At 36.9% G+C, this 23,661-nt stretch carries 24 protein-coding genes; 10 read left to right on the top strand and 14 right to left on the bottom strand.

The window, feature by feature from the left end; genetic code table 11:
* The first annotated feature begins 103 nt into the window (after positions 1-103).
* Entirely contained in the window at positions 104-601 is a 498-nt protein-coding gene (locus MHI34_RS11325; RefSeq protein WP_342504442.1) for an RNA polymerase sigma factor, read from the top strand.
* Complete coding sequence (locus tag MHI34_RS11320) at positions 588-1,511, top strand: hypothetical protein (RefSeq protein ID WP_342504441.1); 924 nt, start codon at positions 588-590, stop codon at positions 1,509-1,511. Before MHI34_RS11325 ends, MHI34_RS11320 begins: the two co-directional genes overlap by 14 nt.
* Before the next feature lie 43 nt (positions 1,512-1,554).
* Here MHI34_RS11320 and MHI34_RS11315 read toward each other — a convergent pair whose 3' ends face one another.
* The 5 genes from MHI34_RS11315 to MHI34_RS11295 all read right to left on the bottom strand — a co-directional run bounded on the left by MHI34_RS11315 (position 1,555) and on the right by MHI34_RS11295 (position 6,456).
* The gene (locus MHI34_RS11315) at positions 1,555-2,343 is read right to left on the bottom strand and encodes an HAD family hydrolase (protein WP_342504440.1); all 789 of its coding nucleotides are present in this window, start codon (positions 2,341-2,343) and stop codon (positions 1,555-1,557) included.
* 131 nt (positions 2,344-2,474) lie between these two features.
* Positions 2,475-2,723, bottom strand: a complete 249-nt coding sequence (locus tag MHI34_RS11310) for a DUF3006 domain-containing protein (protein ID WP_036118080.1) — start codon at positions 2,721-2,723, stop codon at positions 2,475-2,477.
* Positions 2,710-3,900, bottom strand: a complete 1,191-nt coding sequence (locus tag MHI34_RS11305) for an MBL fold metallo-hydrolase (protein ID WP_036118084.1) — start codon at positions 3,898-3,900, stop codon at positions 2,710-2,712. Before MHI34_RS11305 ends, MHI34_RS11310 begins: the two co-directional genes overlap by 14 nt.
* A 69-nt stretch (positions 3,901-3,969) precedes the next feature.
* Positions 3,970-5,316 carry a GntP family permease gene (locus MHI34_RS11300; RefSeq protein WP_036118087.1) on the bottom strand — a complete coding sequence of 449 codons (1,347 nt, stop codon included), beginning with the start codon at positions 5,314-5,316 and terminating at the stop codon, positions 3,970-3,972.
* Entirely contained in the window at positions 5,317-6,456 is a 1,140-nt protein-coding gene (locus tag MHI34_RS11295; protein ID WP_036118091.1) for a glycerate kinase, read from the bottom strand. It lies immediately after the preceding gene.
* Between the two features lie 164 nt (positions 6,457-6,620).
* Here MHI34_RS11295 and MHI34_RS11290 point away from each other — a divergent pair, with 164 nt between their 5' ends.
* Positions 6,621-7,718: a sugar diacid recognition domain-containing protein gene (locus MHI34_RS11290; RefSeq protein WP_036118094.1), complete on the top strand. Its 1,098-nt coding sequence runs from the start codon at positions 6,621-6,623 to the stop codon at positions 7,716-7,718.
* 22 nt (positions 7,719-7,740) lie between these two features.
* On the opposite strand, the gene MHI34_RS11285 is transcribed toward MHI34_RS11290, so the two are convergent.
* Entirely contained in the window at positions 7,741-9,246 is a 1,506-nt protein-coding gene (locus MHI34_RS11285; protein WP_058843246.1) for a coproporphyrinogen III oxidase, read from the bottom strand.
* A 173-nt stretch (positions 9,247-9,419) separates the two neighbouring features.
* Here MHI34_RS11285 and MHI34_RS11280 point away from each other — a divergent pair, with 173 nt between their 5' ends.
* Complete coding sequence (locus tag MHI34_RS11280; RefSeq protein ID WP_036118100.1) at positions 9,420-9,815, top strand: hypothetical protein; 396 nt, start codon at positions 9,420-9,422, stop codon at positions 9,813-9,815.
* A gap of 256 nt (positions 9,816-10,071) precedes the next feature.
* On the opposite strand, the gene MHI34_RS11275 is transcribed toward MHI34_RS11280, so the two are convergent.
* The 4 genes from MHI34_RS11275 to MHI34_RS11260 form a co-directional block, all read right to left on the bottom strand.
* On the bottom strand, positions 10,072-10,983 hold the full coding sequence (locus MHI34_RS11275; protein WP_249645961.1) for a copper amine oxidase N-terminal domain-containing protein: 912 nt from the start codon (positions 10,981-10,983) through the stop codon (positions 10,072-10,074).
* Between the two features lie 557 nt (positions 10,984-11,540).
* Positions 11,541-12,203 (bottom strand): ribonuclease H family protein, encoded by a 663-nt coding sequence (locus tag MHI34_RS11270; RefSeq protein ID WP_058843244.1) that lies wholly within the window; start codon positions 12,201-12,203, stop codon positions 11,541-11,543.
* A 147-nt stretch (positions 12,204-12,350) separates the two neighbouring features.
* Entirely contained in the window at positions 12,351-12,698 is a 348-nt protein-coding gene (locus MHI34_RS11265) for a YlbF family regulator (protein WP_036118573.1), read from the bottom strand.
* A 15-nt stretch (positions 12,699-12,713) separates the two neighbouring features.
* Complete coding sequence (locus MHI34_RS11260) at positions 12,714-13,856, bottom strand: DUF445 family protein (protein WP_101966584.1); 1,143 nt, start codon at positions 13,854-13,856, stop codon at positions 12,714-12,716.
* A 213-nt stretch (positions 13,857-14,069) separates the two neighbouring features.
* Here MHI34_RS11260 and MHI34_RS11255 point away from each other — a divergent pair, with 213 nt between their 5' ends.
* The 4 genes from MHI34_RS11255 (at position 14,070) to MHI34_RS11240 (ending at position 17,723) form a co-directional block, all read left to right on the top strand.
* A complete protein-coding gene (locus tag MHI34_RS11255) occupies positions 14,070-14,273 on the top strand; it encodes a YheE family protein (protein ID WP_342504465.1) in 204 nt (67 codons plus the stop codon).
* Positions 14,274-14,444: 171 nt separating this feature from the next.
* Positions 14,445-14,861 (top strand): hypothetical protein, encoded by a 417-nt coding sequence (locus tag MHI34_RS11250; protein WP_036118581.1) that lies wholly within the window; start codon positions 14,445-14,447, stop codon positions 14,859-14,861.
* Between the two features lie 444 nt (positions 14,862-15,305).
* Positions 15,306-16,625, top strand: a complete 1,320-nt coding sequence (locus MHI34_RS11245; RefSeq protein ID WP_170829877.1) for a hemolysin family protein — start codon at positions 15,306-15,308, stop codon at positions 16,623-16,625.
* Between the two features lie 189 nt (positions 16,626-16,814).
* The gene (locus tag MHI34_RS11240; RefSeq protein ID WP_036118586.1) at positions 16,815-17,723 is read left to right on the top strand and encodes a cation diffusion facilitator family transporter; all 909 of its coding nucleotides are present in this window, start codon (positions 16,815-16,817) and stop codon (positions 17,721-17,723) included.
* An 18-nt stretch (positions 17,724-17,741) separates the two neighbouring features.
* Here the strand turns inward: MHI34_RS11240 and MHI34_RS11235 are convergent, their stop codons facing one another.
* Both MHI34_RS11235 and MHI34_RS11230 read right to left on the bottom strand, forming a co-directional pair.
* Positions 17,742-18,485 (bottom strand): effector binding domain-containing protein, encoded by a 744-nt coding sequence (locus MHI34_RS11235; RefSeq protein WP_051891583.1) that lies wholly within the window; start codon positions 18,483-18,485, stop codon positions 17,742-17,744.
* 65 nt (positions 18,486-18,550) lie between these two features.
* Complete coding sequence (locus MHI34_RS11230; protein WP_342504439.1) at positions 18,551-19,477, bottom strand: YafY family protein; 927 nt, start codon at positions 19,475-19,477, stop codon at positions 18,551-18,553.
* Positions 19,478-20,043: 566 nt separating this feature from the next.
* Between MHI34_RS11230 and MHI34_RS11225 the strand changes: the two genes are divergently transcribed.
* The gene (locus MHI34_RS11225) at positions 20,044-21,165 is read left to right on the top strand and encodes a response regulator (RefSeq protein ID WP_036118596.1); all 1,122 of its coding nucleotides are present in this window, start codon (positions 20,044-20,046) and stop codon (positions 21,163-21,165) included.
* Positions 21,166-21,237: 72 nt separating this feature from the next.
* Here the strand turns inward: MHI34_RS11225 and MHI34_RS11220 are convergent, their stop codons facing one another.
* Both MHI34_RS11220 and MHI34_RS11215 read right to left on the bottom strand, forming a co-directional pair.
* On the bottom strand, positions 21,238-21,885 hold the full coding sequence (locus tag MHI34_RS11220; RefSeq protein WP_342504438.1) for a response regulator transcription factor: 648 nt from the start codon (positions 21,883-21,885) through the stop codon (positions 21,238-21,240).
* 12 nt (positions 21,886-21,897) lie between these two features.
* Positions 21,898-23,013 carry a GAF domain-containing sensor histidine kinase gene (locus MHI34_RS11215; RefSeq protein ID WP_036118602.1) on the bottom strand — a complete coding sequence of 372 codons (1,116 nt, stop codon included), beginning with the start codon at positions 23,011-23,013 and terminating at the stop codon, positions 21,898-21,900.
* A gap of 188 nt (positions 23,014-23,201) precedes the next feature.
* Between MHI34_RS11215 and MHI34_RS11210 the strand changes: the two genes are divergently transcribed.
* Positions 23,202-23,627 carry a disulfide oxidoreductase gene (locus tag MHI34_RS11210; RefSeq protein WP_036118605.1) on the top strand — a complete coding sequence of 142 codons (426 nt, stop codon included), beginning with the start codon at positions 23,202-23,204 and terminating at the stop codon, positions 23,625-23,627.
* Positions 23,628-23,661 lie beyond the last annotated feature (34 nt).

Genomic DNA, 23,661 nt, shown 5'->3' with positions numbered 1-23,661 from the left:
AATAATAACAAGAAGCAGGGAGTCTCTACTCTCTGCTTTTTATTTTGGTAAAATGATACTTTTCTAAGGGTTCTTCGTCTTTAAAGAAAAGGAGGTGTACAGCTTGAAGATAGAAGAAATATTTTACTTACATAACCACACCATTTTTAAATACTTATATTACTTACTAAATGATGAAAAATTAGCGGAGGATTATACACAGGAAACCTTTGTCCGTTATTTGAAACATCACCAAACAATAAAAGAAGGAGCCGATCTCGCTTGGTTGCGGTGCACTGCACGTAACCTTGCCTATGATCATTATCGTCGAAAAAGGATAATTCAGTTTGTCCCTTTTTTACAACAGCATGAAGAACAAGCGTCACCTTCTCCTCATCAATGGCTGATGCAACAAGAAGATGCCAAGATGCTATATCTTGCTATTCGTAAACTAAAAATCACCTATCGTGATGTAATCATTCTGCGCAAAATAGAGGGACTATCCATCGAGGAAACCTGCACTATCCTTGGCTGGAATGAGGGAAAAGTAAAAAACACATTAAAACGAGCACTCATCGCATTAAAAAAACAGTTAGGAGGTGAGATGGATGAAGAATTATAAGAAGACATGGCAACACTTAGATGATTTAATGTTATCTGATCAGCAGCAAAAAAAATTATTACGCAATATGACAGAGCCCTCAGTAATTAATAAACAAAAGACTAAAAATAGATGGAAAATTCCTTCTGTGTCATTGCTATTTATAGTAGTTCTTTCTATATTACTATTATCTTTTGTTCAAAGTCCTACTAATTCTCCTACAACAATGGATTCCTCCAAAGCAATCCAACGAATCTATTTAAAGGAGAATATGAACAAGGAAACCTTTATAGCACAGGATTCTTGCCTTTATGTTCCTCAGCAATGCTATGCTCATGCAAAGGCTATCACACAGCTACAACAAAATTGGGACAACGCTTCTCCTGTAACAATATCCGCTAGTCAGTGGAAAAGTGGTACTATCTATGATATTTTGATTCTCTATAATGACCGTACACAAGAGAAATGGAAGGTACTCAATAACAAGATTTTCTTCAATGTTGAAACACAGCAAGCCTTTCTGATTGAAGAGTCATTTGACTCACTACGCTATTTTTATGATGAGAAGCGGTCGACGAAACTTATTATTGGGAACATTTTCATCCTACTTATGCATTTCATACTGTGGATTGCTAAAAAAAGAATGCCTTATACAGAACGTCGCTTTTTTGCTGCGACAGTTGAGCATGCCATTGCCAATGCCATCATGCTCGTGTTGTTTGGAGGTATTTCATTTGTTATCTATTTTGTACACCATACTATTCATGCAGTAATTATTTATGGCCTTTTCTCACTCTACTCCTTTATGCAAATCTATTATCGTAAAAAGGCTGGTGAACCTCAGGGTTACTTAATAGCTAGCGCTCTTGTCCAGCTTTGTATAGCTATAGCTTTTACATGTTTATATCTTGGACTAAATGTCTATTTTTAACAAAAAATGTACTGACTCCATGAGGGATCAGTACATTTTTATATTATAGCTTATTTACAAGCTCCATCAATGCTGTCAAAGAGTCTACCTCATAGGAAGGTATCACAGCACCATCAGCAATATGGTTTTCACGATTAATCCATACATTGCGCATACCCACACGTGATGAGCCTAAAATATCGGTATTCAAATTATCGCCAACCATAATGGCCTCATCAGCGGTAATTCCTACTTTTTCCATAACATATTCAAAAATGGACGCATCCGGCTTCCCTTTACCAAAGTCTCCCGAAATAATAATGTGATCAAAATAGGGGGCAATTTCTGGAGTGAATTCTAGTTTTAAGTTTTGCAGACTTGGTGCACCATTTGTTAGCAAGACAAGCTGATATTTTCCTTTTAATTCATCTAACACCGCAAAAGTATCTTCGTATAAAAATGGCGCTACTTTACGCTCGGCTACAAAGCGCTCTCCTAGCTCGGCTCCAAACGCTGTATCCTCAATACCAAGAGCAGCTAACCCTTTTGTCCAAGCCGCTGCACGATAACTAGGAACAATTTCTTTCATTTTTTTGAAAGAATCTGTAGCGTCATCAAAAGTTCCCCAAAGACCTTCAAACGGATTAATACCAATTAAAACGGTATAATCATATGTTTCATAACCTTCATATAAAGCACGTGCCTCTCGACGAACCGCTTCCTCTAGCTCAGCAGGGTTCACATGATGTACTGTTGCAGCATAGTCACATGTTTTTTCAAATGCTGTTTTGACCGATTTTTTATCCCATAGTAATGTATCATCTAAATCAAAAATAATTGTATTTATCGACATTTTGTCCGCTCCTAGCTCACGATTAATACTACTATTTTAGCATATTTTCAAAATATTTAGGATAACAAATTAAGTACAATTCCTCTATCTAAAAATAAGCTGTGCGTCAAATCTTCACAGCTTGTCATCTATTAATTATGTTTATTACGCAAACGGTTCATTAAACTTTGAATGTCTGCTCTTTTTTGTTGTGTTTCATCTTGTAAAATTTCAATATAGTAAATGCCATCTTTTTCTTCTATCTGCACACGATCACCTACTTGCACTGGCTTGTTCATGGCTGACTGTGAAATAATGAGTTGTTCCTCTTCCTCTGGAAACATTAAGAAAATCGCATAGCCATCTTCAATACGGTCTAATGTGTATTTACTCGAGCTCACTGACAAGTTCCCCTTTCTCATTGCGTAATTGCGCAGCATCTCCATCATTTAACCAAATCTGTTTAGTTGTCCATTTCAAATAATTTTGCCCTTCTCTTGCATTAGCTCCACTTGTAATATAAATTATTTTCCCTGGCTGTAAAGTGAGATTTGGAAAATTAAACACTTGATTCCCTTCAATTGAAACAAGCTGCCAATCCTTTAAAGAAACAGCTTGTTGTCCATTATTTTTAATGCCTACAATTTCAGTAACTAAATCCTTGCTGACGATCTCAATAGCTGGAGCAGATACTTCTATTTCGGTAGTTTTTTTGCTAGTTTCCACTTTAGAAGTTTCCTTCCCATTCACTGTATAGTTTACCCCATCTGTGGATACCGTAATCGTTCCTAAATCCGCTGTGGCATAGATTTTACTACCAATAGCCTGCAAACGATCTACTACTTCTGCATGTGGATGGCCATATTTATTATCTTCCCCGTAACTTAATATCGTGACTTCTGGTTTTACAGCCCGAATGAATTCCTGTGAGCTACTTGTGTTAGAGCCATGATGCCCTGCCTTCAGAACAGTTGCTGTTACATCATACTGCAGCATTTCTTTTTCTAATGCTACTCCAGCATCTCCTGTTAATAAAAAAGAGACATTGCTATAAGTCATTTTTAAAACAATGGAAGCATCATTATTATCTGATGCCTGCTCATTCGCATTCAATACTTTCACAGTTACATCCTTATCAAACTCAATAGTTTCACCTGTTTTTGGCACATAATAAGGGATATTTTTTTCATCAATTAGTGTCAGCATTTCTTCAAAGGTTTGGGATGTATGTACTTTACCCGAATCATAAAATTGCTCAATCGTAAGTGAATTTAACACAGGAATGAGACCGCCAATATGATCTGCATCTGGGTGTGTCGCTACAACTACATCGAGCTTGCTCACTCCAAGTTCCTTTAAATAAGAGACAATCTGCTGCCCTGCACCTTTCACTCCTCCATCCACAAGCATTGTTTTACCATTTGGTGATTCAATCAATATAGAATCCCCTTGACCCACATCAATAAAATGAACGCGCATATCATGACCAGCCGTTACAGCCATTTTCTCTGGCTTGATTGCCTCAGTACAGCCTGCTATTAAAAAAATACAAAGGAGCAATACTATTATCTTTTTCATCAACTAACTTCCTTTCTCTTTTTCTATTATACAAAAAGAGAGCTAGCCATGGGCCGCTCTCCTTCTTCTTTAAACGAATATCCACCATAAAATCATCGTAATTGTAATTGTGACAAGACCCTGCAATAAAGTTGCGACCGTTTGTGCTTTATAGGCCTGTGTGACTTCCATGCCACTATACTGTGTAATTACCCAGAAAAAGCTGTCGTTCACATGACTAACTGTCATTGCTCCAGCACCAATTGCCATCACCACTAATGCTAACGGTACCGCTCCCTCAATTCCTAATGTTACAAGCATTGGCGCTACTAAAGTAGAGGTGATCACAAGTGCCGTTGTGGAAGAACCTTGAGCTGTTTTCAATGCTGCCGCTACAATAAATGGCACAAGAAGGAATAATGTACCTGATGCAAACATGCCTAAATCCATTTCCTGAAGCATTTCTCCAACACCAGCATTTTTAATAACAGTTCCAAATGAACCGCCAGCTCCTGTAATAAGTAAAATAGGAGCCGCTTCTTTTAAGCTTTCACCAATCCAGCCCGTTAATGTCGTTTCACTAATTTCAGGTAATAATAAAAATGCCGATGCTACACCTAAAAATAAAGCTACTGTTGGTGAACCTAAAAATTTAAAGATTGTATTGAATGTCGATTCTGTATCACCAACTAATGCTGCTATAGAACCTAGACCAATTAACACAATTGGTAAAACGATTGGCAAAAAGGCTTTAAATGTTGACGGCATTTTGCCAAAAGATTTAATCACTTCCTCATAATCTAATGCCTCTACCTCATCTTCGGGTACTCGAATCTTTGTCGCCACTTTCACCGACCATAGATAACCTACAAATGTCGCTGGTATCGCTACTAATAAACCAATGACAATGACCGTTCCTAAATAATCCGCAGCACCAATATTCCCTGCTGCTGCAATAGGTCCTGGGGTTGGTGGCACTAATACATGTGTAGCAAATAAGCCCGTTGCTAAAGCTACTGCCATTGAAGCAATTGTGACATTTGCTCGCTTTGCCAATGATTTTTGCAAGCTAGATAAAATAATAAAGCCTGAATCACAAAACACTGGAATGGACACGATATAGCCAATTAAAGACATCGCTAATTGAGGACGCTTTGGCCCTACAATTCTTAACACGACTTCCGCCATTCGATAGGCAGCACCTGACTTTTCTAATATTAAGCCTATAATCGTACCAGCGATAATAACTAAGCCAATGCTTGTCATCAAGCCACCAAATCCAGTATTAATGCTTTCAACGACTGATAATAATGGCATCCCTGATGCCATTCCAACAAAGAAGGCACTAATTAATAGCGCTAAAAACGGGTGAAGCTTTAACTTAGCCGTCCCCAGTACAACAAATAATACCCCTATTAAAATAATGATGAACAACATCTAGTCATCCCCCTTTTGTATGGTACGCTCAATCAATCTCTTAGTTTTTAAGCGAATATAGTGCGTAGGATCTTGCATCGCCTGCTGCACACTAGTCTCCTCATCTACTAAAGATTCGACAACTGAAAAATACTCTTGCAGAGCTGCCTTTGCCTTTCCATCGATTCCTCCCGATAATAACAATGCCTCTACCTTAGCAAGTCTAGCAGCCTTTGCCACACCCAATGGTGCCTTACCATGTAATGTTTGTAGATCGGATTTACCTTCTCCTGTTATCACAAACTGTGCCTCTACTAAATGTGCCTGAAGCTGTACAGCATCTAATACAATATCAATCCCTGCATAAAATGTTCCATTTAAAAATGCGATTAAAGCACCACCCATTCCCCCAGCAGCTCCCGCACCTTTATAATCATGCAGCCGAATGGAAAATTGGGCTTCAACAATATCTGCAAAATGCTTTAAACAGCGATCAAATTCGGCAATCTGCTGTTTTCGGACACCTTTTTGTGGACCAAAAATGGCTGTTGCCCCTCGTTCACCAATGAGCGGATTATCAACATCACAGGCTATTGTAAATGTCGCCTCGGCTAATCTAGCATCTAGCTGGCTAATATCTATAACATTTAATTTCACTAAATTAGAAACTCCAGCCTCTAGCTCTGAACCATCCTCCGTCATTAATCGAACGCCTAATGCCTGTAACATTCCAATCCCAGCATCATTCGTGGCACTTCCACCAATGCCGATAATAAACTTTCTATAGCCTTGATCGAGTGCGGCTTTAATTAACTGGCCAGTGCCATAAGATGTAGCTAGCTCTGGATTTTTCTCATTATCTTGTAGCAGCATAATGCCAGATGCTTGGGCCATTTCTATAACACATGTTACTTGATCCCCCAACACTCCATATTGAGCCTGAATTGCCCTTCCCAATGGATCTAGGACGTTTACAGAAAAATATTGACCTTCTGTAGAGGCAATCAGTGATTGTAGCGTGCCTTCTCCCCCATCTGCAACTGGTAATACGATTGTTTCAATCGATTGATCCGCATCCAGGATTCCTTCCTGCATTGATTTTGCTACTTCAACTGCTGACAGAGTACCCTTGTAGGAATCTGGACTAATGATGACCTTCATGCTATACCTCCACTTATGTCGTCCATTGACATTTACGTAAATTTTCCTATCCTAAGTTAAGCGCTTACAATTTATTATAATGACAATAAATTCAGAAAACATTATAATGGGTGTACAATTTAACTGTCCTATAACAGGCTGTTTTTTATGCGAGGTGTATAAACATGTTGACGAAAAAATTAGCAGAAGAAATCGTACATCAAACGATGCTACGTTTGCGCCACAATATTAACGTCATTAGCCCAAGTGGCGTGATTTTAGCCTCTGGCGATAAAATGAGGGTGGAAAATATTCATGAAGGTGCCCTTCATGTGACACAAACAAAAGAGACATTAATTATTAACGAAGAAAATATCGAGCAGTATCCGAACACAAAACCAGGCATTAATATGCCAATCATGTATCAGGATGAAGTAGTAGGGGTTATTGGCATCACAGGAGAGTCTGAGGATATGTTTGAAATTGCCAATCTTGTACAACTCACAACAGAAATTATGACACACCAAGCCATTGTTGAATCTAAAAGTGAATGGCAACGAAAAAATAATGATTATATATTTGAAGCACTTGTTCATGGTAGTAAGTTAGATGCAGCCTTAAATGAACGAATTCAAAAATTACCCTTTGCTCTAAAAGCTCCCTTTCAAGTGATTTTAGTGAGCTTTAATGAGACATCTTACGTAGAAAATTCAATTCCCCTCTTTTTTGAGGATTTATTTTATAAACAGCCTATTCTTGCCGGCCATAGCCAATTGCAAGAATACTATATTCTGCTGACAAATTGTGAAGAACAGAGTTGTCGTCCCATTATCAAAGCGCTACGCAAACAGAAACAGAAGCTGCCTTCCCTTCAAATAGGTATTGGTCCTGTTGTGCAACATCTATCACAGCTTCCCTATAGCTACCAAGGCGCAAGAACAGCGCTAGAATTTGCAACAGTCCAGAATGAATTAACCTTTTTTGAAGATGTCGAGTTATTTTCTCTTTTTAAGCCTCGAGAATCAGAAGAAGTACAAGCATTTCATCATCGTATACTGAAAAATATGGATGCTAAACAGTTGGAAACATTACAATCATTTTTTGACTGTAATTTACAATTAAAGCTTTGTGCACAACAACTGGCTATTCATCGTCATACGCTTACCTACCGATTAAATAAAATAAGAGAAATGACAGGCTACGACCCACAATATTTCGAGGATGCCGTTATTTTAAAAATGGCCTGTACATTGCGAACGCTACAAATAATGAAGGCAACCTGAACAACGCAGATTGCCTTTACCTTTATGCTTTATATAATTCATCTAAAAACTCTATTTTTTTCCCAATAGCCTCTTCAAAGGTCATAATATAGGCTGCTGGATCTTTCGGATTATGGAATTGCGTAATTCTTCCTGTCTCAGGATGAACAAATTTAGAGGATGCTCCACAGCCAATCCCTAAGATTGTCTGCACCTCTTCCATAATCACAATATTGTAGATACTTTCTTCACCAGCCTTACTATAGCCGACATTTTCTAAATTACCTAAAATATTTTTTTGACGGTATAAATAATATGGAACATAGTCATTTTCTTTAGTCCAAACCTGTGCCATTTCCATCATTTCGGCCACTGTATCGCGATCCGCTACTTTGTATTTATCCTTATTACGTGTCATCTCTGACGCTCGTTTAAATGATAGCGTATGAACCGTTAATGATTCTGGCTGCATCTTAGCAGATTCTTCTAAAGAATGCTGGAACTCGTCTACCCCTTCATTCGGTAATCCAATAATGAGATCCATATTAATATTGTTCATACCTGATTCTCGTGCAAGCCAAAACTTATCAATGGTTTCCTGAACCGTATGATGACGACCAATTGCTTTTAATGTTTCATCTGTATATGATTGCGGGTTAACGCTAATACGATCAATGCCCCATTTTTTTAGTACCTCTAATTTTTCAGGTGTGATTGTATCTGGTCTGCCGGCTTCAACAGTCACCTCTCGAATTGTTTCGGGATTTGGGAAAGACTCATACATTGTTTGATATAAGGCGTCCATTTCATCTGCCTCAATTGAAGTTGGTGTGCCGCCTCCCCAATAGATAGAGGTGATTTTCATATTATTGTCCTTTAACCATTTGCCCATTTCGCGCAACTCAATATGCAAGCCATCTAAAAAGGTTGCCACACGACCTTGCTTACGGTTACTACCAATCGCATAGGCTGGGAAAGTACAATACGCGCACTTCGTCGGACAGAATGGAATGCCGATATAAACACTAATCTCTTGCCCAATCTCATCTATATCAGGAATGGTTACTAATTGTCGTTCCACAATTTCCTTTAATAGTGCCACCTTGTCCTCTGATAAACGGAAATCTCGAATCAAAAGATCAGCAATCTCTTGTTCACTTTTCCCTTCTTTTCTAAATTTATGATAAAGCTTTGTTGGGCGCACACCTGTTAAAATCCCCCATTGCTGATGCATCCCCGTATGCTGCTCAAGCACATTTAAAAATACATGTGATAATGCACGTTTCATACGAATATTTAGCTCACGATCAGTCGCTGCTGATTCATATTGAATGCTATATTCATTTGTATATTGCTGCCCATCTACAGTCAATACGGCTTTTGTAGAAATGGAAAAATCGTCCCCAGTCTGATAATCAAATGATGCAGACATATCTGCTCCCTCTGGTTCTACCTTCAGCTTGGAGTCCTCAAAAAATAAATTCGCTATATGATTTAATACCCTTATCCAATCCTCAGGATATTTTTGATCTATGTGAATAATTTTCATCTTATTTCGCTCTCTTCTTTTCTTATTCCAGATATAGTGCAGATTTAAGTTTAACAAATTTCTATGTCTTTAAGCAAAGTAACAATTACAATCCTAAAATAACAGAATATTCAATTTTCAAATAGACAAACTATTTCTTTATCATTATAATTTTTAAAAAGGTGGTGTTGATAGTGTTTATTTTAAAAAATAGCAACCGAATAGACATTTCTCGCTTTATACATCAAATAGAAATAACATTTCATCAGTTTGACTTAGAACGTTGTGATGAAAAAACATTATATGTAACGGTTTTATTTAGATATGGCACACATCATGTTCTTTGTGATTTTATCTATATAATCAACCAACAAGACATTTATGGTGCCATCTCTATCAATGAGCACTATGAAAAAGCAAGAGAATTTATTCAACAACACTCCCAGCAATTTTTACTGTATTCAGATGAAATGACATTAGCCAAAAATTTTATGAATACAGTGTCTTTTAAGCAATGTCTTCAACAATTTGCAAAAAGGTATCCTACCTATGCTTCCTTGAAAAACTACTATCCCATAGCAATAGCATAATGACCACAAATGAAAAGAGTATGCCAAAAACTTTCGGCATACTCTCCTAGTGTTAAAAAACAAACAATAAACTTTCGAAAAAGGCTTTTCGTTTTAGGCCACTTACTTGCTGCTTTTACGCCGAACAAAATCAGTTTCGCCGTCTCGCTATCCTCCCAGAGTCGGACGTCCATGGAAAGGACGTTGGCGGAGCGAAAATCAACCTTTTGCCTTGGTCAAAAAGACTTTTTCAGCTATTGATATCATCTTTAATCTTTTATTTTAAATATTCTTCAACAAATTCAACCGGTACATAGGTTTTTGTGTCTTTCAGTGTTGGTGCTACTTTTAGTGTGCGTAATGCTTTATTATAGCCAAATGTTGTTTCTCCACGCGTCAATGTGTAAGACATATTTCCCTTTGTAAGAATAGCCCCTTTACCAGTTGAGTCCACTTTGAAGCCAAGCTTTTCAGCAATTATACGTAATGGCACCATTTTTGTACCAGCTACTTCGTAAGAGTCTGATGTGATAATTTTATCAATTTCTTCATTTACTGGATTCGTCGTAGTTGCGGGATAATCATCCAGTACAATCACTTTAGATGGTGTTGTTTGTGCTGGAATACTTTTAGTAGAGGCTGTATAGAAAACAACTAGGTGCTTCTCTGTTAAATCTTTAGCCTCTACTTTTTCACTTTTTGCGTTTAATAGCTCTGTTTCATTACCGATATTTAGTTTTAACATATCATACGTATTCGTTAAATCCTCAAAGAAATAATCAACTTCAACAAAGCCAACTTCTTCTGATTCTACAATGACAACCTCAGGATTGAATTGTGGTGGATAAATATATTTTTGAGGCTTGTTGGCAAATGTATAAGCGATTACTTTATCTCCTTTTTGAAGATCCACTTTCTTACCTGTATTGTCAAACACAAGAGTATCTTTCGTCATTTCTAATACATTTATTTGCTCGCCGTCTTTTACAGTGTAGTATGTAATGTTTTCTCCAACACGAACATCTTCCACAGTACCACGCGTATTATTGAAAATGTGTACTGGATCTATTTGAATTTGTGGTACTTCTGCTTCTGTAGCATGCTGCTCATTTGCTGAAGCTACTGGCACTATGGCACTTCCAAATAATAATGCAGTCATTGCCACTGGTGCTAACTTTTTCATGTTCATAAAAATCTCTCCTTATTGTTTGGGTTCAAAGGAGTAGTAGTTTTAAAATGGGAAAAGTTTCATCATAAGCAGAGAAATTTATGAAAAAAGGTGATGTCATCAGCAGAAACAGCCATTTTGAAAGGCGATGGTTGATGTCCGTTCTGCCATTGTTCTTTCCAGGGGGCATTCGATGAGCAAGCTTCACTCACTGCGTTCACTCCAATCAACCATGTACAAAAGTGTCTTTTCCTTATCTTTCATACGAGCCGTAGTGAAAATAACTCATTATTTTTTATGAGTAGAGAAAGGATAGTCTCTTATTGTCAATGTGGAGAAGCGATAAGTGACACCCCCTCCAGAAAGAGTAGTGAATACCTTCTCTTTATTTCAAAACCTTTGCTAACAAGAAACATTTTTATGGATTGAAGTGGAAGGCTACTTGACTCCCGCTCACCCACAGGAAATCAAGTAGCCTGCAACGGAAATCCATGTTCACCTTTTGCAAAAATTCTATGGATGGTTTTGTTTTTCAACACTATGAAGAGGTAACAGTCACTACTGCCTCCTCTTCTTCGTTAGTCTTTTACAATCTCTCTCAAGCCCGTAATATTTATACCATTTAACGCTTGTGTAGCAAGACGATCCGCTTCAGCATTGTCTTTACGGGAGACCAGCTGATATTCTGGTTGAATGTTAAACTGCTCTAGCTTGGCATCGATTTTATCTGCCCAGCTTGCTAACTCCTTTTCTAAAGCAGGCCATTCCCCATTTAACTGATTGATGACTACTTGCGAATCTCCTATAATTTTCACAGGCAAATGGTGAACATTTAACAATTCTAGCTCCACTAAGCCTAAATAAAGTGCCGCATACTCTGCTTCATTGTTTGATTTTAGTTCAGACGAAAAGGCATTTTTTCTTAATCGGAAAGGTTTACCATTTTGTTCATAATAAATGGCACATCCTAACCCTGCCTGCCTTGTCCCAAGGTCAAACCCACCATCAAAATAGACAGTAATATTATGCGGCTCCGTCTCTATTTCCTTTAAATAGGCTTTTAGCTCTTTCAGTGACCAATTGGTATCTTGCCGATCTATGCAATGTAACGATTTTACTCTTCCCGTTCTTTCCATATCCTCTGCTAGTAATAATGCTTGAGCAGCAGGCATTTCAGCTGAACGTAAAACAGTTGTTGCTCCTTTTGGTGTTTTATAAGTCCATTCAATGATGACATGCATAATCATAACCTCCGATACTCCCTGACTTATACATAAAGTAAAAACGTGTACCGACCACTTGCGGATACACGTTTTCTTCTTACTTGTTATATGTGCAATTCCGAGGACAATTATTCCTTTTTAAATTGCAATTTATCACATTTTTATTTATTGAATTCCTTCGTATAAACCTTGAATAGGTTTTATTAAAATGCGATTCACTTCTTCGATTACTTTACTTAACTTCATTTCTGACTCAAGCATCGTTGAGATTTTTTCATTTTGCTGTGCAAGCTGTGCTGCTTTTTGTGCATAGACAAGCTCATCTTCCAGTATATCCTCACCTGCTAATTGTTTTTTCTGTAAATCAATTTGGATTTTACGGAAGTTTTTAAAGACATTTAATGCCTCTTCATCATTCTTTACAACTTCAACTGCAGCTTTTAAAGCTTCAAACTCAGGAATCTTCCGAAAAGTTGCCTCTAACGCATTAATGTCATTATAAATATTAATCATTCATACATTCTCCTTTTAAATAAAGTAAACAATTAAACCTTGCACAATCCCAATCAATCCACCAAGAACTGCACCTAATACGGTAATCATTTTAAACTCACGTTTTGAAATACCTAATACAAGCTCCTCTAATTTTTCTACTGGGAAAGAGTCTACCTGTTCTCTAACAACCTCTTGTAAGTTTAAACGTTTTAGTACATCCTCAAGTTTTTCCTCAGCTTTCACAAAAGCTTTTTCTATAGCTTGTGGAATCACCGTATACTTCGCCCACTCATTTCCTTCAGGCCAATAATAAGAAATCGGGTGATTTAAACGTTCAGCGATTGCTAATTGCTCTTTCACGTACACTTGTAATTTCGATAAAATAGGTTCAAATTGAACATCTTGTAAAAAGTCCATTGCTGGTCGATCTTTTAATTTTTCCAATTCCTGTGTAAATATTTTTGTTAGTAATGTTGACGTTCCTGGCGCTTGTAAAAACTTCACAAGCTCACGTTGAACTTTACCAACAAGTGAGGAGGAATCACCTAAAAACATATTGATCATGCCACCAAGAGAGCCTTTTGATGATAAAAAATCATCAATCATTGCCTTGATTGTCATTTCGCCTTCTGGTGATAAAAAGTAATCCTCACCTTTTTCTAAAATATGATGAACCGCTACAGGAATTTTAGCATCAATCGTATTTTGAATATCATCAGATAGCAGAGAACGAATTGATTTTGTTGATAGTGTATTCTTTACTGCCGAAAATTGTCCCTCAACTATCGCTTCAACCTTCTGCTCAATGGTAGCTGACAGTTGCGAAAATCCTGCTAAGTTTAGCCAATCCTGAATGGTTTTATCGTTTGTAAAGACTGTCTCTTCAACCTTTGCTTGCACAAATTGTTCTACTTTGTCCTGAATATCTTTTGAGAAAAATTTCTTTCTAAATGTTTCAGGCGTTAATAAGTAATTTACTACTGTGAGACCTAGCTGTTTTGCTAATTCATCACGTCGTTTTGGAATAAGACCTGGCGTAAACGGTAATCGCCAGTTTTTAATATATATTGCTTTATGTGGACGAAAAAGCATTTTAATGGCCAGATGATTTGTTACGCCACCAATTGCCGCCCCAATAATTGCCATAAAAAGTAATGTCACGATAAAATTATCCATTAGTATCCTCTCATTTCAATTGTATTCACGATTGGCGTATTTTGTCGCCTTCTGCACTCATTATAGCAGAGCAATGATTTTCTACGAAAGAAATATCCTCTTTAGAATTTCCAATCTTATGCTATTAACTTCTATCCTAAAAGCGAATAGTTGCAAAATTACCATTATCCTTGAATAATATGAACTACATACAATAGAAACGAGGTTTAGATGATGATTCAGCATTTCAGTTTTAAACCATTATTTGACAATTCCCAAATTCCTGGGTGGGCTATTTCATTTTTTTATCAACGACAACGATATCAGGCTGAATATATAAAGGATGGGACAATTCAATGGATAGGACCAATTCCACCAAACGAAGAGGATGTTAAAAAAATGATACATGAACTCATGCTGTTCCACGTATACGACTAAAAAAGTAGTCATTTTTTCGTAATAATTCCGCATAAAACTACCTATATTTACTAACTAATAGCACGTCCTTTAAGCTAATTATGTTGATTCATGTTGAAATTTGTATATTTTTCTTATACATTTATGGTATCAGCTTAATAGTAAATGTTTTTTATGCAGGGGGCCATTTCAATGAGTAAAGTCACACTTTCGGATGACTTAAACAGCTATAATTCAAAAGCATTAATTCGTACAAAAGTAAAAGAATTTTTTTCAGAATTTTCAACCAAAATATTCGAACTAACCGATGAAGCGGGTACTATGAATAGTAAAAAATTCGAAGAACTTTCTGGCTATAAAAGCGACTTCTACAATGAATATTGCAGTCAATTAAAGGGCTTTTTTGATTCTTCTACTAGCTCTTTCGGGAAGAAATCAAGTAAAATGTTCTATTTAACGTATAATGGAAAAAATTATGTATTAACACAGCAGGGCATTACAGAAAAAGCACCTGTATCTATTGCTCCCTTCACAGGCGTAATACCTAGTAAGGAAACCATTCATGATGTTGAAAAGGCATGTTTAAAATTACGGTTCCAACAAGAATAACCGAGTAAAAAATGGCAACATTTTTTTTGCATAGAAAAGGGGAGTCTCAAATAATCGAGACTCCCCTTTTAGCTATAAAAAATAATTCATTTAAAAAAATCCGCAAGCTAAAGCACTCTTGAGATTTTTTGACGTGTCGTAATATATGAGATGCAAAATGCTTCTTTCCCTAAACAAACTATCTTTGCTCTTTTTAAAGTTAGCATATAGCTATGGCAATTACAATCTTTTGGTATTTGAATCTAGTTACTTTTTTCAAAAAGGTACTGGAAAAACTAGCGAAAAAATCGTTGTCAATATTTGTGTTTTTCTTTTAAATAATTTATTATTGAGACATCCAACAATTTTTTAAATCATAGGAGGTGTACACTTTGTTTACTTCCCTCATTCGGGCGGGAACAAAGGAATTATTTGGACGGAGACATATTGGAGATAACCATTAGGTTGGCGGCATTCGCCCTACTAATTATAATGACAGGATTTTTCGTTGCAACTGAATTTGCAATCGTAAAAGTGAGATCTACCCGCATTGATCAATTGCTCGCAGAAGGGCATAAGAAAGCGAAAAATGCAAAACGAGTTGTTTCAGATTTAGATGAGTATTTATCTGCGTGTCAGTTAGGTATTACCATCACTGCACTTGGTTTAGGTTGGTTAGGTGAACCTACATTCGAAATCATTTTGCACCCAGTGTTTGAATTTCTAAATTTGAATGGTAGTATTACATCTATCCTTTCATTCATACTTGCATTCTCAATCGTAACGTTTATGCATGTTGTTATTGGGGAGTTGGCGCCAAAAACATTAGCCATCCAAAAAGCAGAATTTGTCACATTAAACTTATCTGGCCCATTAATTTTATTCCACAATATTACGTATCCAATCATTAAGTTATTAAACGGATCTGCCCGTGGTTTAACTGGTCTTTTCGGCTTAAAAATGATGTCAGAATCAGAAGTAGCCCATACAGAGGAAGAGCTGCGAATGATTTTATCGGATAGTTTAAAAGGTGGAGAAATTAATAACTCAGAATATGAATATGTTAACAGTATTTTTGAGTTCTCAGATCGTCTTGCAAAAGAAATTATGGTTCCTCGGACTGAAATTGTCGGCATTGAAAAAGAGCTAACAATTAAAGAAGTGTTCGATTTAATGGGTGTCGAGCAGTATACTCGTTATCCAATTCTTGATGGAGATAAAGACCATATTATCGGCTTAGTCAACATGAAGCATTTGTTAACCGCTTACATTAAAGACTCCAAAAATGGTGATAAGCCTGTTATGGACTATATGCAACCGATTATTCGAGTGATGGAAACAACGCAAATTAACGATTTGTTACTAAAAATTCAACGTGAACGTATTCATATGGCCATTTTAATGGATGAATATGGCGGAACATCTGGTCTAGTGACGATTGAAGATATTATTGAGGAAATTGTCGGCGATATTCAAGACGAATTCGATGAAGATGAAATCCCAGAAGTACAGGAAATTGCAGAAAATCATTTTATTTTAAATGCTAAGATGCTTCTTGAAAATGTAAATGATATACTAGGTACTGACATAGAAGATGATGATATTGATACGATCGGCGGTTGGTTCATGACGAAGCGTTTTGATGCAGTCGAAGGAGACAGTATTCAGGAGCAAGGTTTTGAATTTATCGCAAAAGAATTAGATGGGCACCATATTTTATACTTAGAAGTTCTGAAATTACCTGAAAGTGATTTATCAAATGAATTTGACGCAGTCATGGACTGAAATTGAATTGCCTCGTTGTACTTGTCATGGTATTATTGAAATCACGCTTGTATAATCCGAGCTATAAATATGGTCTTTCCTTCACATCTTATAGATGGGAGCAAATACCGTAATAAATAGATCGAACGACTCCCTTTTTAAGAGGGAGTCGTTTTCTAATGTCCGAAAGTTTTGCGAGGGGGAAACAAAATGGAGCTCTATACAAATTTACGGCAAGGGGAAAAAGGTGCTTGGCTATCCATTGGTACATATCTAATCCTAAGCTCTGCCAAACTTACTATTGGCTACATTGGTACATCAGAAGCATTAAAAGCAGATGGTTTAAACAATACCACGGATATCATCGCCTCCATCGCCGTACTGATTGGATTACGCATTGCTCAAAGACCGCCTGATTCTAACCACCAATACGGACATTTACGTGCTGAAACGGTTGCCTCTTTAGTTGCATCATTCATTATGCTTGTAGTCGGTCTCCAAGTACTTATTAATTCTTTACAAAATTTATGGCAGCCAACTGGTACAACACCTTCCCTGTTAACTGCTTATGTAGCAATCGGTAGTGCCGTTGTCATGTATGTCGTTTATCGCTATAATTTGGCACTATCTAAAAAAATTAAAAGTGCCGCTGTTAAGGCAGCAGCATTTGATAATCGCTCGGATGCCCTTGTCAGTATCGGCACAGCCATCGGTATTTTTGGAGCTATTTTTGGCTTTCCGATCATCGATTCTCTGACAGCCCTCATTGTTGCCTTTTTAATTATTAAAACAGCAGTAGAAATCTTCTGGGAAGCTGTTCAAAGTCTGACAGATGCATTTGATATTGATGAAGTGGAGACATTATCGGTCTTAATCCGTAATGTGGATGGTGTAATCGAGCTCTTGGACTTTAAAGGGCGTGCACATGGAAATATGTACTTCATCGACATAACGGTTACCGTTGACCCTTATTTAAATGTTTTTGAAAGTCACCGCATTACTGAAGAAATTGAGCATACCATTATGCGCGAAAATCGTTTTTGTCAGGTTCTTGTGCATATCGAGCCCCATGTAGAATTGATTCCTCCACAAAACGACGACAAGTCTCCTACCAATTAATTGGTAGGAGACTTGTTTTTATTTAATGGCGATATAAATATCTACCTGTGCTTCTTGTGGATTAGCGCATCGTTCATCATACAATTCAAAATCCCCTGTATATGTTCGTTCAACTGTAGCATTTGCAAACCATGTCCAAATCTCTTGCCAAGCTTGGATAACAACCTCTGGCAAGCTTCCTTTCTCAGATGTAAAAACTAAATATTTAGCTGTTGGCATCGTTTTAACGACTAAACCAGCTGGTGTTTCATCATCATTGCTTGACACTTCTACACCTAGTGTAACGGCGTAATCTCCATTCACATCCGTCTCATAGTCTGAATACAAACCATAAATATTGTTATTTTTACGTTCAGCTATTTGGCCTGAAATATTTTGTTGGTAAAAGTGATCCCATAATTGTGGGATTTTAGCTTGTGCTGTCATTTCATTTGCATTACTTGTTTGAGCTGAAATTCCTATGATTTGAAAGGACTCCAATTCCACCATTTTTGGCTCTTTCCATTCATCTTTTCTCCATCGTTTTAAACTTGGTAAAAAGGATGTCAGCATATGACGTGCCTCATTTTCAGGCATACCATCTTCCTGAAGATGTGGTACGCATATTTCGATCATTTCTTTCACTGTTAATTGAGGTTGTTTAAACTCTCCTCCCTCATAACAATATGTACAATACTCCTGACTTTTGTGCCCTTCTTTTTCACTACCTAATAATGCCTCATCTACTAATGGCATACCACAGCTTTGACAATAGCTTTGCATCGTCATTCCACCTTTCGCTTTATTTGTTCTTACTATAGCAAAGGAAACCTGACAGCTGTATGTCATCAATTGTCTTGATTTTTATATAAAAGGACAATTTCTTGTGCGCGTTTTTGGATAATATCTCTTATATATAGCGGTTCTATGATTTTTATACGATGACCAAAGCTAAGCAAGAAGCCATAAAGCCATTCATCCTCTGGTATGGCAATATTAATGATAGACTGCTCATGATCTATATACTCTGCTCCAAAAGATTCCTCCACCAATGTTGTGATGGCTTTATCAAAAAAAATAACTAAATTGACGACGTTTTGTGGTTGATGCCATTTTTTCCCCCATGGCAGCTCACTTAAATTCACTTCCTTACGCTCAAAGATAGTCTCCTCTTGCAATAAATTCTTGATTCTCGCAAGTTTAAATAAACGAAAGTCCTTTCTTAATGTGCAATAGGCATATAAATACCAGGTCTTTCCTTTCTGAACAATTGTATGAGGTTCAACTATCCGACTTGTTTGTTCACCATGCGTAGTAGAATAGTATAAGCTTACACAATGCATGCTCTCTATTGCATTCTTTAATGTCGTCATATGCTCTTTAAAAAGAACGTTCGGCCCCCAAGGACTAAAATCTACAAAAAGGTGATCCATAGATTGTTTGACCTGGTCATCAGCAATACATGTTAATTTTTCAAGAACTGCTTCAGCGTGCGAATCCTCATAGGTAGTCAAGGCACTTTTAATAGCTGTAGAAAGTGAAATAAGCTCATCCTTCGTCAACACTTGTTTATCAACACGGTAACCCTCCATTAAATGAATGCCACCATTCACACCTTGTTGACTAATAACAGGGATACCTGCACAGCTAAGTGTTTCAATATCTCGATAAATCGTCCGAACGGATACATTAAATAGCTCCGCTAGTTCTTGTGCCTTAACTTTTTTTCGATTGATTAAAATCATCGTCATTGTTAGCAGACGTTCTAATTTCATAGCGAAATCCTCCTCCATCCATATCCCATAATTCCTATATAACTTTTCGTTTCAATTACTAACAACCTATCTTTTTAAGTATTTTTTAAGTACTTTTTGAGTTTTATTTAAGACAAATGTACTATAATAACGCCTGATTAATTATTACAATGATTATACTATTTTTACAATATAAGAAAATACAATGCTTTGGCTACATGTCCAGCTTTTATTTCCCAATACGATGCTATTTCATTTTTTTATAAGAATAGTTTAATAATAAACGCCTAAACAATTATTTCAATTCTCTTACACAACATAAAAAACTTTTATCTTCTATATAATGAACGGCGAATACTTTCTATGAAGGGATTTGACGTGGTGTGTGACAATATACTACAGGATTCTTTGACTCTCGCCTGTGAAAATCCTACAACATTGATTGCTTTTTTCTAGTATCAAATTTTTAATAGAAAAGTTACGTGATGTTCACTTTTCTTGCCCTTCACTCTATATAGGAAGCCTTTCACCAAAAATGAACTAGAGTTTAATCGTTATCAATTTAATTGTAAAAAGGAGAGTTTGATATGATTCGAGCCGTTTTAATAGACAATGAACCTTTAGCTTTACACTATTTTCAAAATAAACTACATGCCTTTCAACAAATACAGGTTATTCAAACCTTTACAAGTGTCGAAGTTTTTCTGAATGAGCTGCCTAATTTAGAGTTTGAGGTTATCTTTTTAGAGGTAAAACTCCAAGAATTATCTGGACTTGAAGTAGCTGATATTATCAAAACGGAACGTCCACAAGTGAGCGTAATTTTTATTACCTCCTATCATGAATTTGCGTTACAAGCCTATGAGATTGGTGGTCTGGACTATTTATTAAAGCCTATCAGTCCTGCTCGTTTAGAAAAAACGGTAGCTCGCATTGAGCATGAATATTCTATCCAGCAAATGCTTCAGCAAGCTACGCAAACTGTGTTAAACGTACAATGCTTTGATCAATTCGCAGTCTATAGCAATAATAGCTTAGTCGCTTTTAAAACAGAAAAGACGAAGGAATTATTTGCTTACTTTATTTTGCACCCAAACATACCGATTCATCGGGATTACTTAATTGAAATTCTATGGCCAGATTTAGACTATGTACGAGCTAAATCTAATCTCCATACCGCTCTTTCTTATTTAAGAAAGACTTTGAATATGATCGGCTATGAAAACTGTATCGTCTTTTCAAATAAATACTATATCTTTGAGAAACCAACTATTGTGTGTGATCTATATGATTTTCAAAAACTTCATGAAGATTTTTCACGCTTGGAGTTTCCCTCCATATCTTTGATTAATCAATGTCTTTCTATTTATAAAAATGGCCTCTTTGTATTCGATGATTATGAGTGGTCAACTGCCGCTAAAGATAGATTAACGAAATCATACATAGAGTTATTAGAGAAGGGGTTTCAAACAACGTTTCTTTCTGATACTGAGAAGGCTCTTGAATTTCTACATGCTTTATTTGAGTATGACCCTTACAATGAACAAAAGCTTGAACATTATTTATACACGTTGACTCAGGCAGGGCTTCACGAACAAGCTTATAAAATTTTTCAAACATATAAACAAAAGCTTCAGGAAGATTTAGCACTGACACCAAGTGCTACCTTATTAGAGATCTCCCAAAAATTATTTGTTCAATATAAATAATGTAAAAACGGCGAGTACTACTTTGTTTTGTAGTAGCTCGCCTTATATTTTTGTACGTATTTTGAAACATGTTTAAATACCGCTACCCTCTGTTAAACCATGCTTCACCGCATATAGTGCTGCTTGTGTACGGTCTTGCACTTGTAGCTTTGTAAAGATATTGGAAATATGCGTTTTCACTGTTTTTTCTGTGACAAAAAGTGAGGATGCAATTTCTCGATTACTCTTTCCTTTTGTCAGCTCTGCAAGCACATCTTGTTCACGAGGTGTTAGTGGATTTAATAAATGTGGTGCATTTTGTGACTCTTGACGATCCATTTCAAGCGTTGTCGTTGCTTCTGGATGCAATGTATTTTCGCCACGCATAATACGACGAATGGATAAGACCAATTCATCTGGCTCAATATCTTTTAACTGATAGCCTGCTGCTCCTGCCTCCATTGCTGGAACTACATGATCTCGATCCGAAAAACTAGTCAGCATTAGAATTTCTATTTTTGGAAATTTTGCTTTGATGCGTTTTGTTGCCTGAATGCCGTCCATCTCAGGCATCACTAAATCCATTAAGATAATATCTGGTTGAATGCTTTCTGCTAATGATACAGCTTCATGCCCATTTTTCGCCTCTCCCACAACCTCAATATCCTTTTGTGTCTTTAAAAAAAACAATAGTCCTCGACGCACCACATGATGATCGTCTGCAATTAATACACGTATCATGTTCTCTCCCCCTTAATATGGCAAGCGGATGAGCAGCTCCGTACCTTTGCCAATTTCACTTACCCAGTCAGCAGTGCCTCCAACTGATTTTGCACGATCCTTGATAGATTGTAAGCCCATTGAAAGCAGCTTTGTATTATTGTCGATGACAAAGCCTCGTCCCTCATCTCGAATCACCAATAAAATATCTGTTGATGTAACCGTAATATACAAGGCTGCTTCTAGCACCCCTGCATGACGACGCACATTATTGAGCGCCTCTTGTGCTACACGAAATAATGTTTCTTCAATACGAGAGGGGAATTGCAGTACACCAGAAACCATAACATGTAGCTTTAAGCCAAGCATTTCAGCGTATACTTTAATGGCTTCAAGTAAACCATTTTCTAATCCCTTCGGTCGCAATTGCCAAATCAGCGCACGCATTTCTGTTAGAGCATCTTGTGTTAAATGCTGGATCTCTTTAAATGTTTCTTTCACATCACAATCATCCGTCATCTCAATACCAGCTCTCGCTGTCAACGTAACAGAAAATAGTAGTTGATTAACGGAATCATGTAGGTCACGTGCTAGACGGTTACGCTCCTTCACAAGTGCCATTTCTTGCTCCTGCTTTGTCAGTAAAATTCGCTTAATAGCTGAACCCATCTGAAATGCAACGGATTCTAATAAAGCTAGATCCTCCTCTGAAAAGCGTACCGTGTCCTTGGATGCAACATTTAATACACCAAAACGTTCTTGTCCAGATTGAAGGGGTACCGTGGCATGATGTGTAATTCCTTCATGATCGCCAACATTTGCTGCAATGGCACTTTCAATTCGTTGACACTCAATTATATTGGAGGCTTTTTTTAGCTCTTCATTGCGATAACGTGAGACGCACCAACAGCCACCTTTGTTTAAATAATGACAATTATTAAATTCCAATGCCTCTGGTAGATTTTCATGGACAACAAGCTCTGAGCGTCCCTTTGCATCAATAAAAAAAATCCAGCCTGTTTCAAATTTAGTGCCATTTAAAAATTTGATGAGTGCACCTTTTAGCATTGTGACAATTTCAGTTTCTTCATTTAATAGTTCAGCAATTTCCTTTAAAATACTAATATTGGAATGCTCATTCTCCCTCACGAAAACACCTCTTCTTTAGCATTACTACTGTTAATGATACCATTAAGGGATTGGAGACGTCTGCTTGAGTCGTTCATACTTTAGACTGAAATTCATAACATACCTTATTTTGTGTAAGTTGATTTACATATAAAACTAGAACAACTATAATCGAACAAGTACATGGTTTTATGAAGGGAAGAATGGATATGTCTAAAAAAGAGGAAAATGGCTTATTATTTATATGGATAGTGTCTGCTGTAGCGACACTAGGTTCATTATACTTTTCTGAAATTCGTCACTATGAACCTTGTAAATTGTGTTGGATTCAACGTATTTTTATGTACCCAATCGTCATTATGACGACAGTAGCATTGATCCAAAAAAATGCTCGTATCGCTGTCACAACAGCTGTGTTTTCTGTGATTGGAGGCTGTATATCACTTTACCATTACGGAATTCAAAAGCTAAGTTTTTTAGCTGACAATGCCCCTTCCTGCGGCGCGGTTTCTTGCACAGGACAATATATTAACTGGCTAGGCTTTATTACTATTCCGTTTTTAGCATTAACTGCATTTATTTTAATCGCAGGGGCAAGCTTCTATTTAATAAAAGCTTCAAAAGCTGCAAAATAATCGAGAGACCGTGTTCTACCAATGGAATGCGGTC

Origin of the sequence: Lysinibacillus sp. FSL L8-0126 (genome assembly GCF_038630385.1) — a bacterium.
Lineage (GTDB): Bacteria > Bacillota > Bacilli > Bacillales_A > Planococcaceae > Lysinibacillus > Lysinibacillus fusiformis_D.
This window is presented reverse-complemented; position numbering and strand designations above follow the sequence as displayed.

Coding starts and splice junctions, on each gene's coding strand:
- MHI34_RS11260 (WP_101966584.1), bottom strand. CDS start 13,856: ATGGATAATTTTATCGTGACATTACTTTTTATGGCAATTATTGGGGCG.
- MHI34_RS11285 (WP_058843246.1), bottom strand. CDS start 9,246: ATGAAAATTATTCACATAGATCAAAAATATCCTGAGGATTGGATAAGG.
- MHI34_RS11250 (WP_036118581.1), top strand. CDS start 14,445: ATGAGTAAAGTCACACTTTCGGATGACTTAAACAGCTATAATTCAAAA.
- MHI34_RS11320 (WP_342504441.1), top strand. CDS start 588: ATGAAGAATTATAAGAAGACATGGCAACACTTAGATGATTTAATGTTA.
- MHI34_RS11210 (WP_036118605.1), top strand. CDS start 23,202: ATGTCTAAAAAAGAGGAAAATGGCTTATTATTTATATGGATAGTGTCT.
- MHI34_RS11315 (WP_342504440.1), bottom strand. CDS start 2,343: ATGTCGATAAATACAATTATTTTTGATTTAGATGATACATTACTATGG.
- MHI34_RS11300 (WP_036118087.1), bottom strand. CDS start 5,316: ATGTTGTTCATCATTATTTTAATAGGGGTATTATTTGTTGTACTGGGG.
- MHI34_RS11240 (WP_036118586.1), top strand. CDS start 16,815: ATGGAGCTCTATACAAATTTACGGCAAGGGGAAAAAGGTGCTTGGCTA.
- MHI34_RS11230 (WP_342504439.1), bottom strand. CDS start 19,477: ATGAAATTAGAACGTCTGCTAACAATGACGATGATTTTAATCAATCGA.
- MHI34_RS11255 (WP_342504465.1), top strand. CDS start 14,070: ATGATTCAGCATTTCAGTTTTAAACCATTATTTGACAATTCCCAAATT.
- MHI34_RS11225 (WP_036118596.1), top strand. CDS start 20,044: ATGATTCGAGCCGTTTTAATAGACAATGAACCTTTAGCTTTACACTAT.
- MHI34_RS11290 (WP_036118094.1), top strand. CDS start 6,621: ATGTTGACGAAAAAATTAGCAGAAGAAATCGTACATCAAACGATGCTA.
- MHI34_RS11235 (WP_051891583.1), bottom strand. CDS start 18,485: ATGCAAAGCTATTGTCAAAGCTGTGGTATGCCATTAGTAGATGAGGCA.
- MHI34_RS11270 (WP_058843244.1), bottom strand. CDS start 12,203: ATGCATGTCATCATTGAATGGACTTATAAAACACCAAAAGGAGCAACA.
- MHI34_RS11305 (WP_036118084.1), bottom strand. CDS start 3,900: ATGAAAAAGATAATAGTATTGCTCCTTTGTATTTTTTTAATAGCAGGC.
- MHI34_RS11295 (WP_036118091.1), bottom strand. CDS start 6,456: ATGAAGGTCATCATTAGTCCAGATTCCTACAAGGGTACTCTGTCAGCA.
- MHI34_RS11220 (WP_342504438.1), bottom strand. CDS start 21,885: ATGATACGTGTATTAATTGCAGACGATCATCATGTGGTGCGTCGAGGA.
- MHI34_RS11265 (WP_036118573.1), bottom strand. CDS start 12,698: ATGATTAATATTTATAATGACATTAATGCGTTAGAGGCAACTTTTCGG.
- MHI34_RS11275 (WP_249645961.1), bottom strand. CDS start 10,983: ATGAACATGAAAAAGTTAGCACCAGTGGCAATGACTGCATTATTATTT.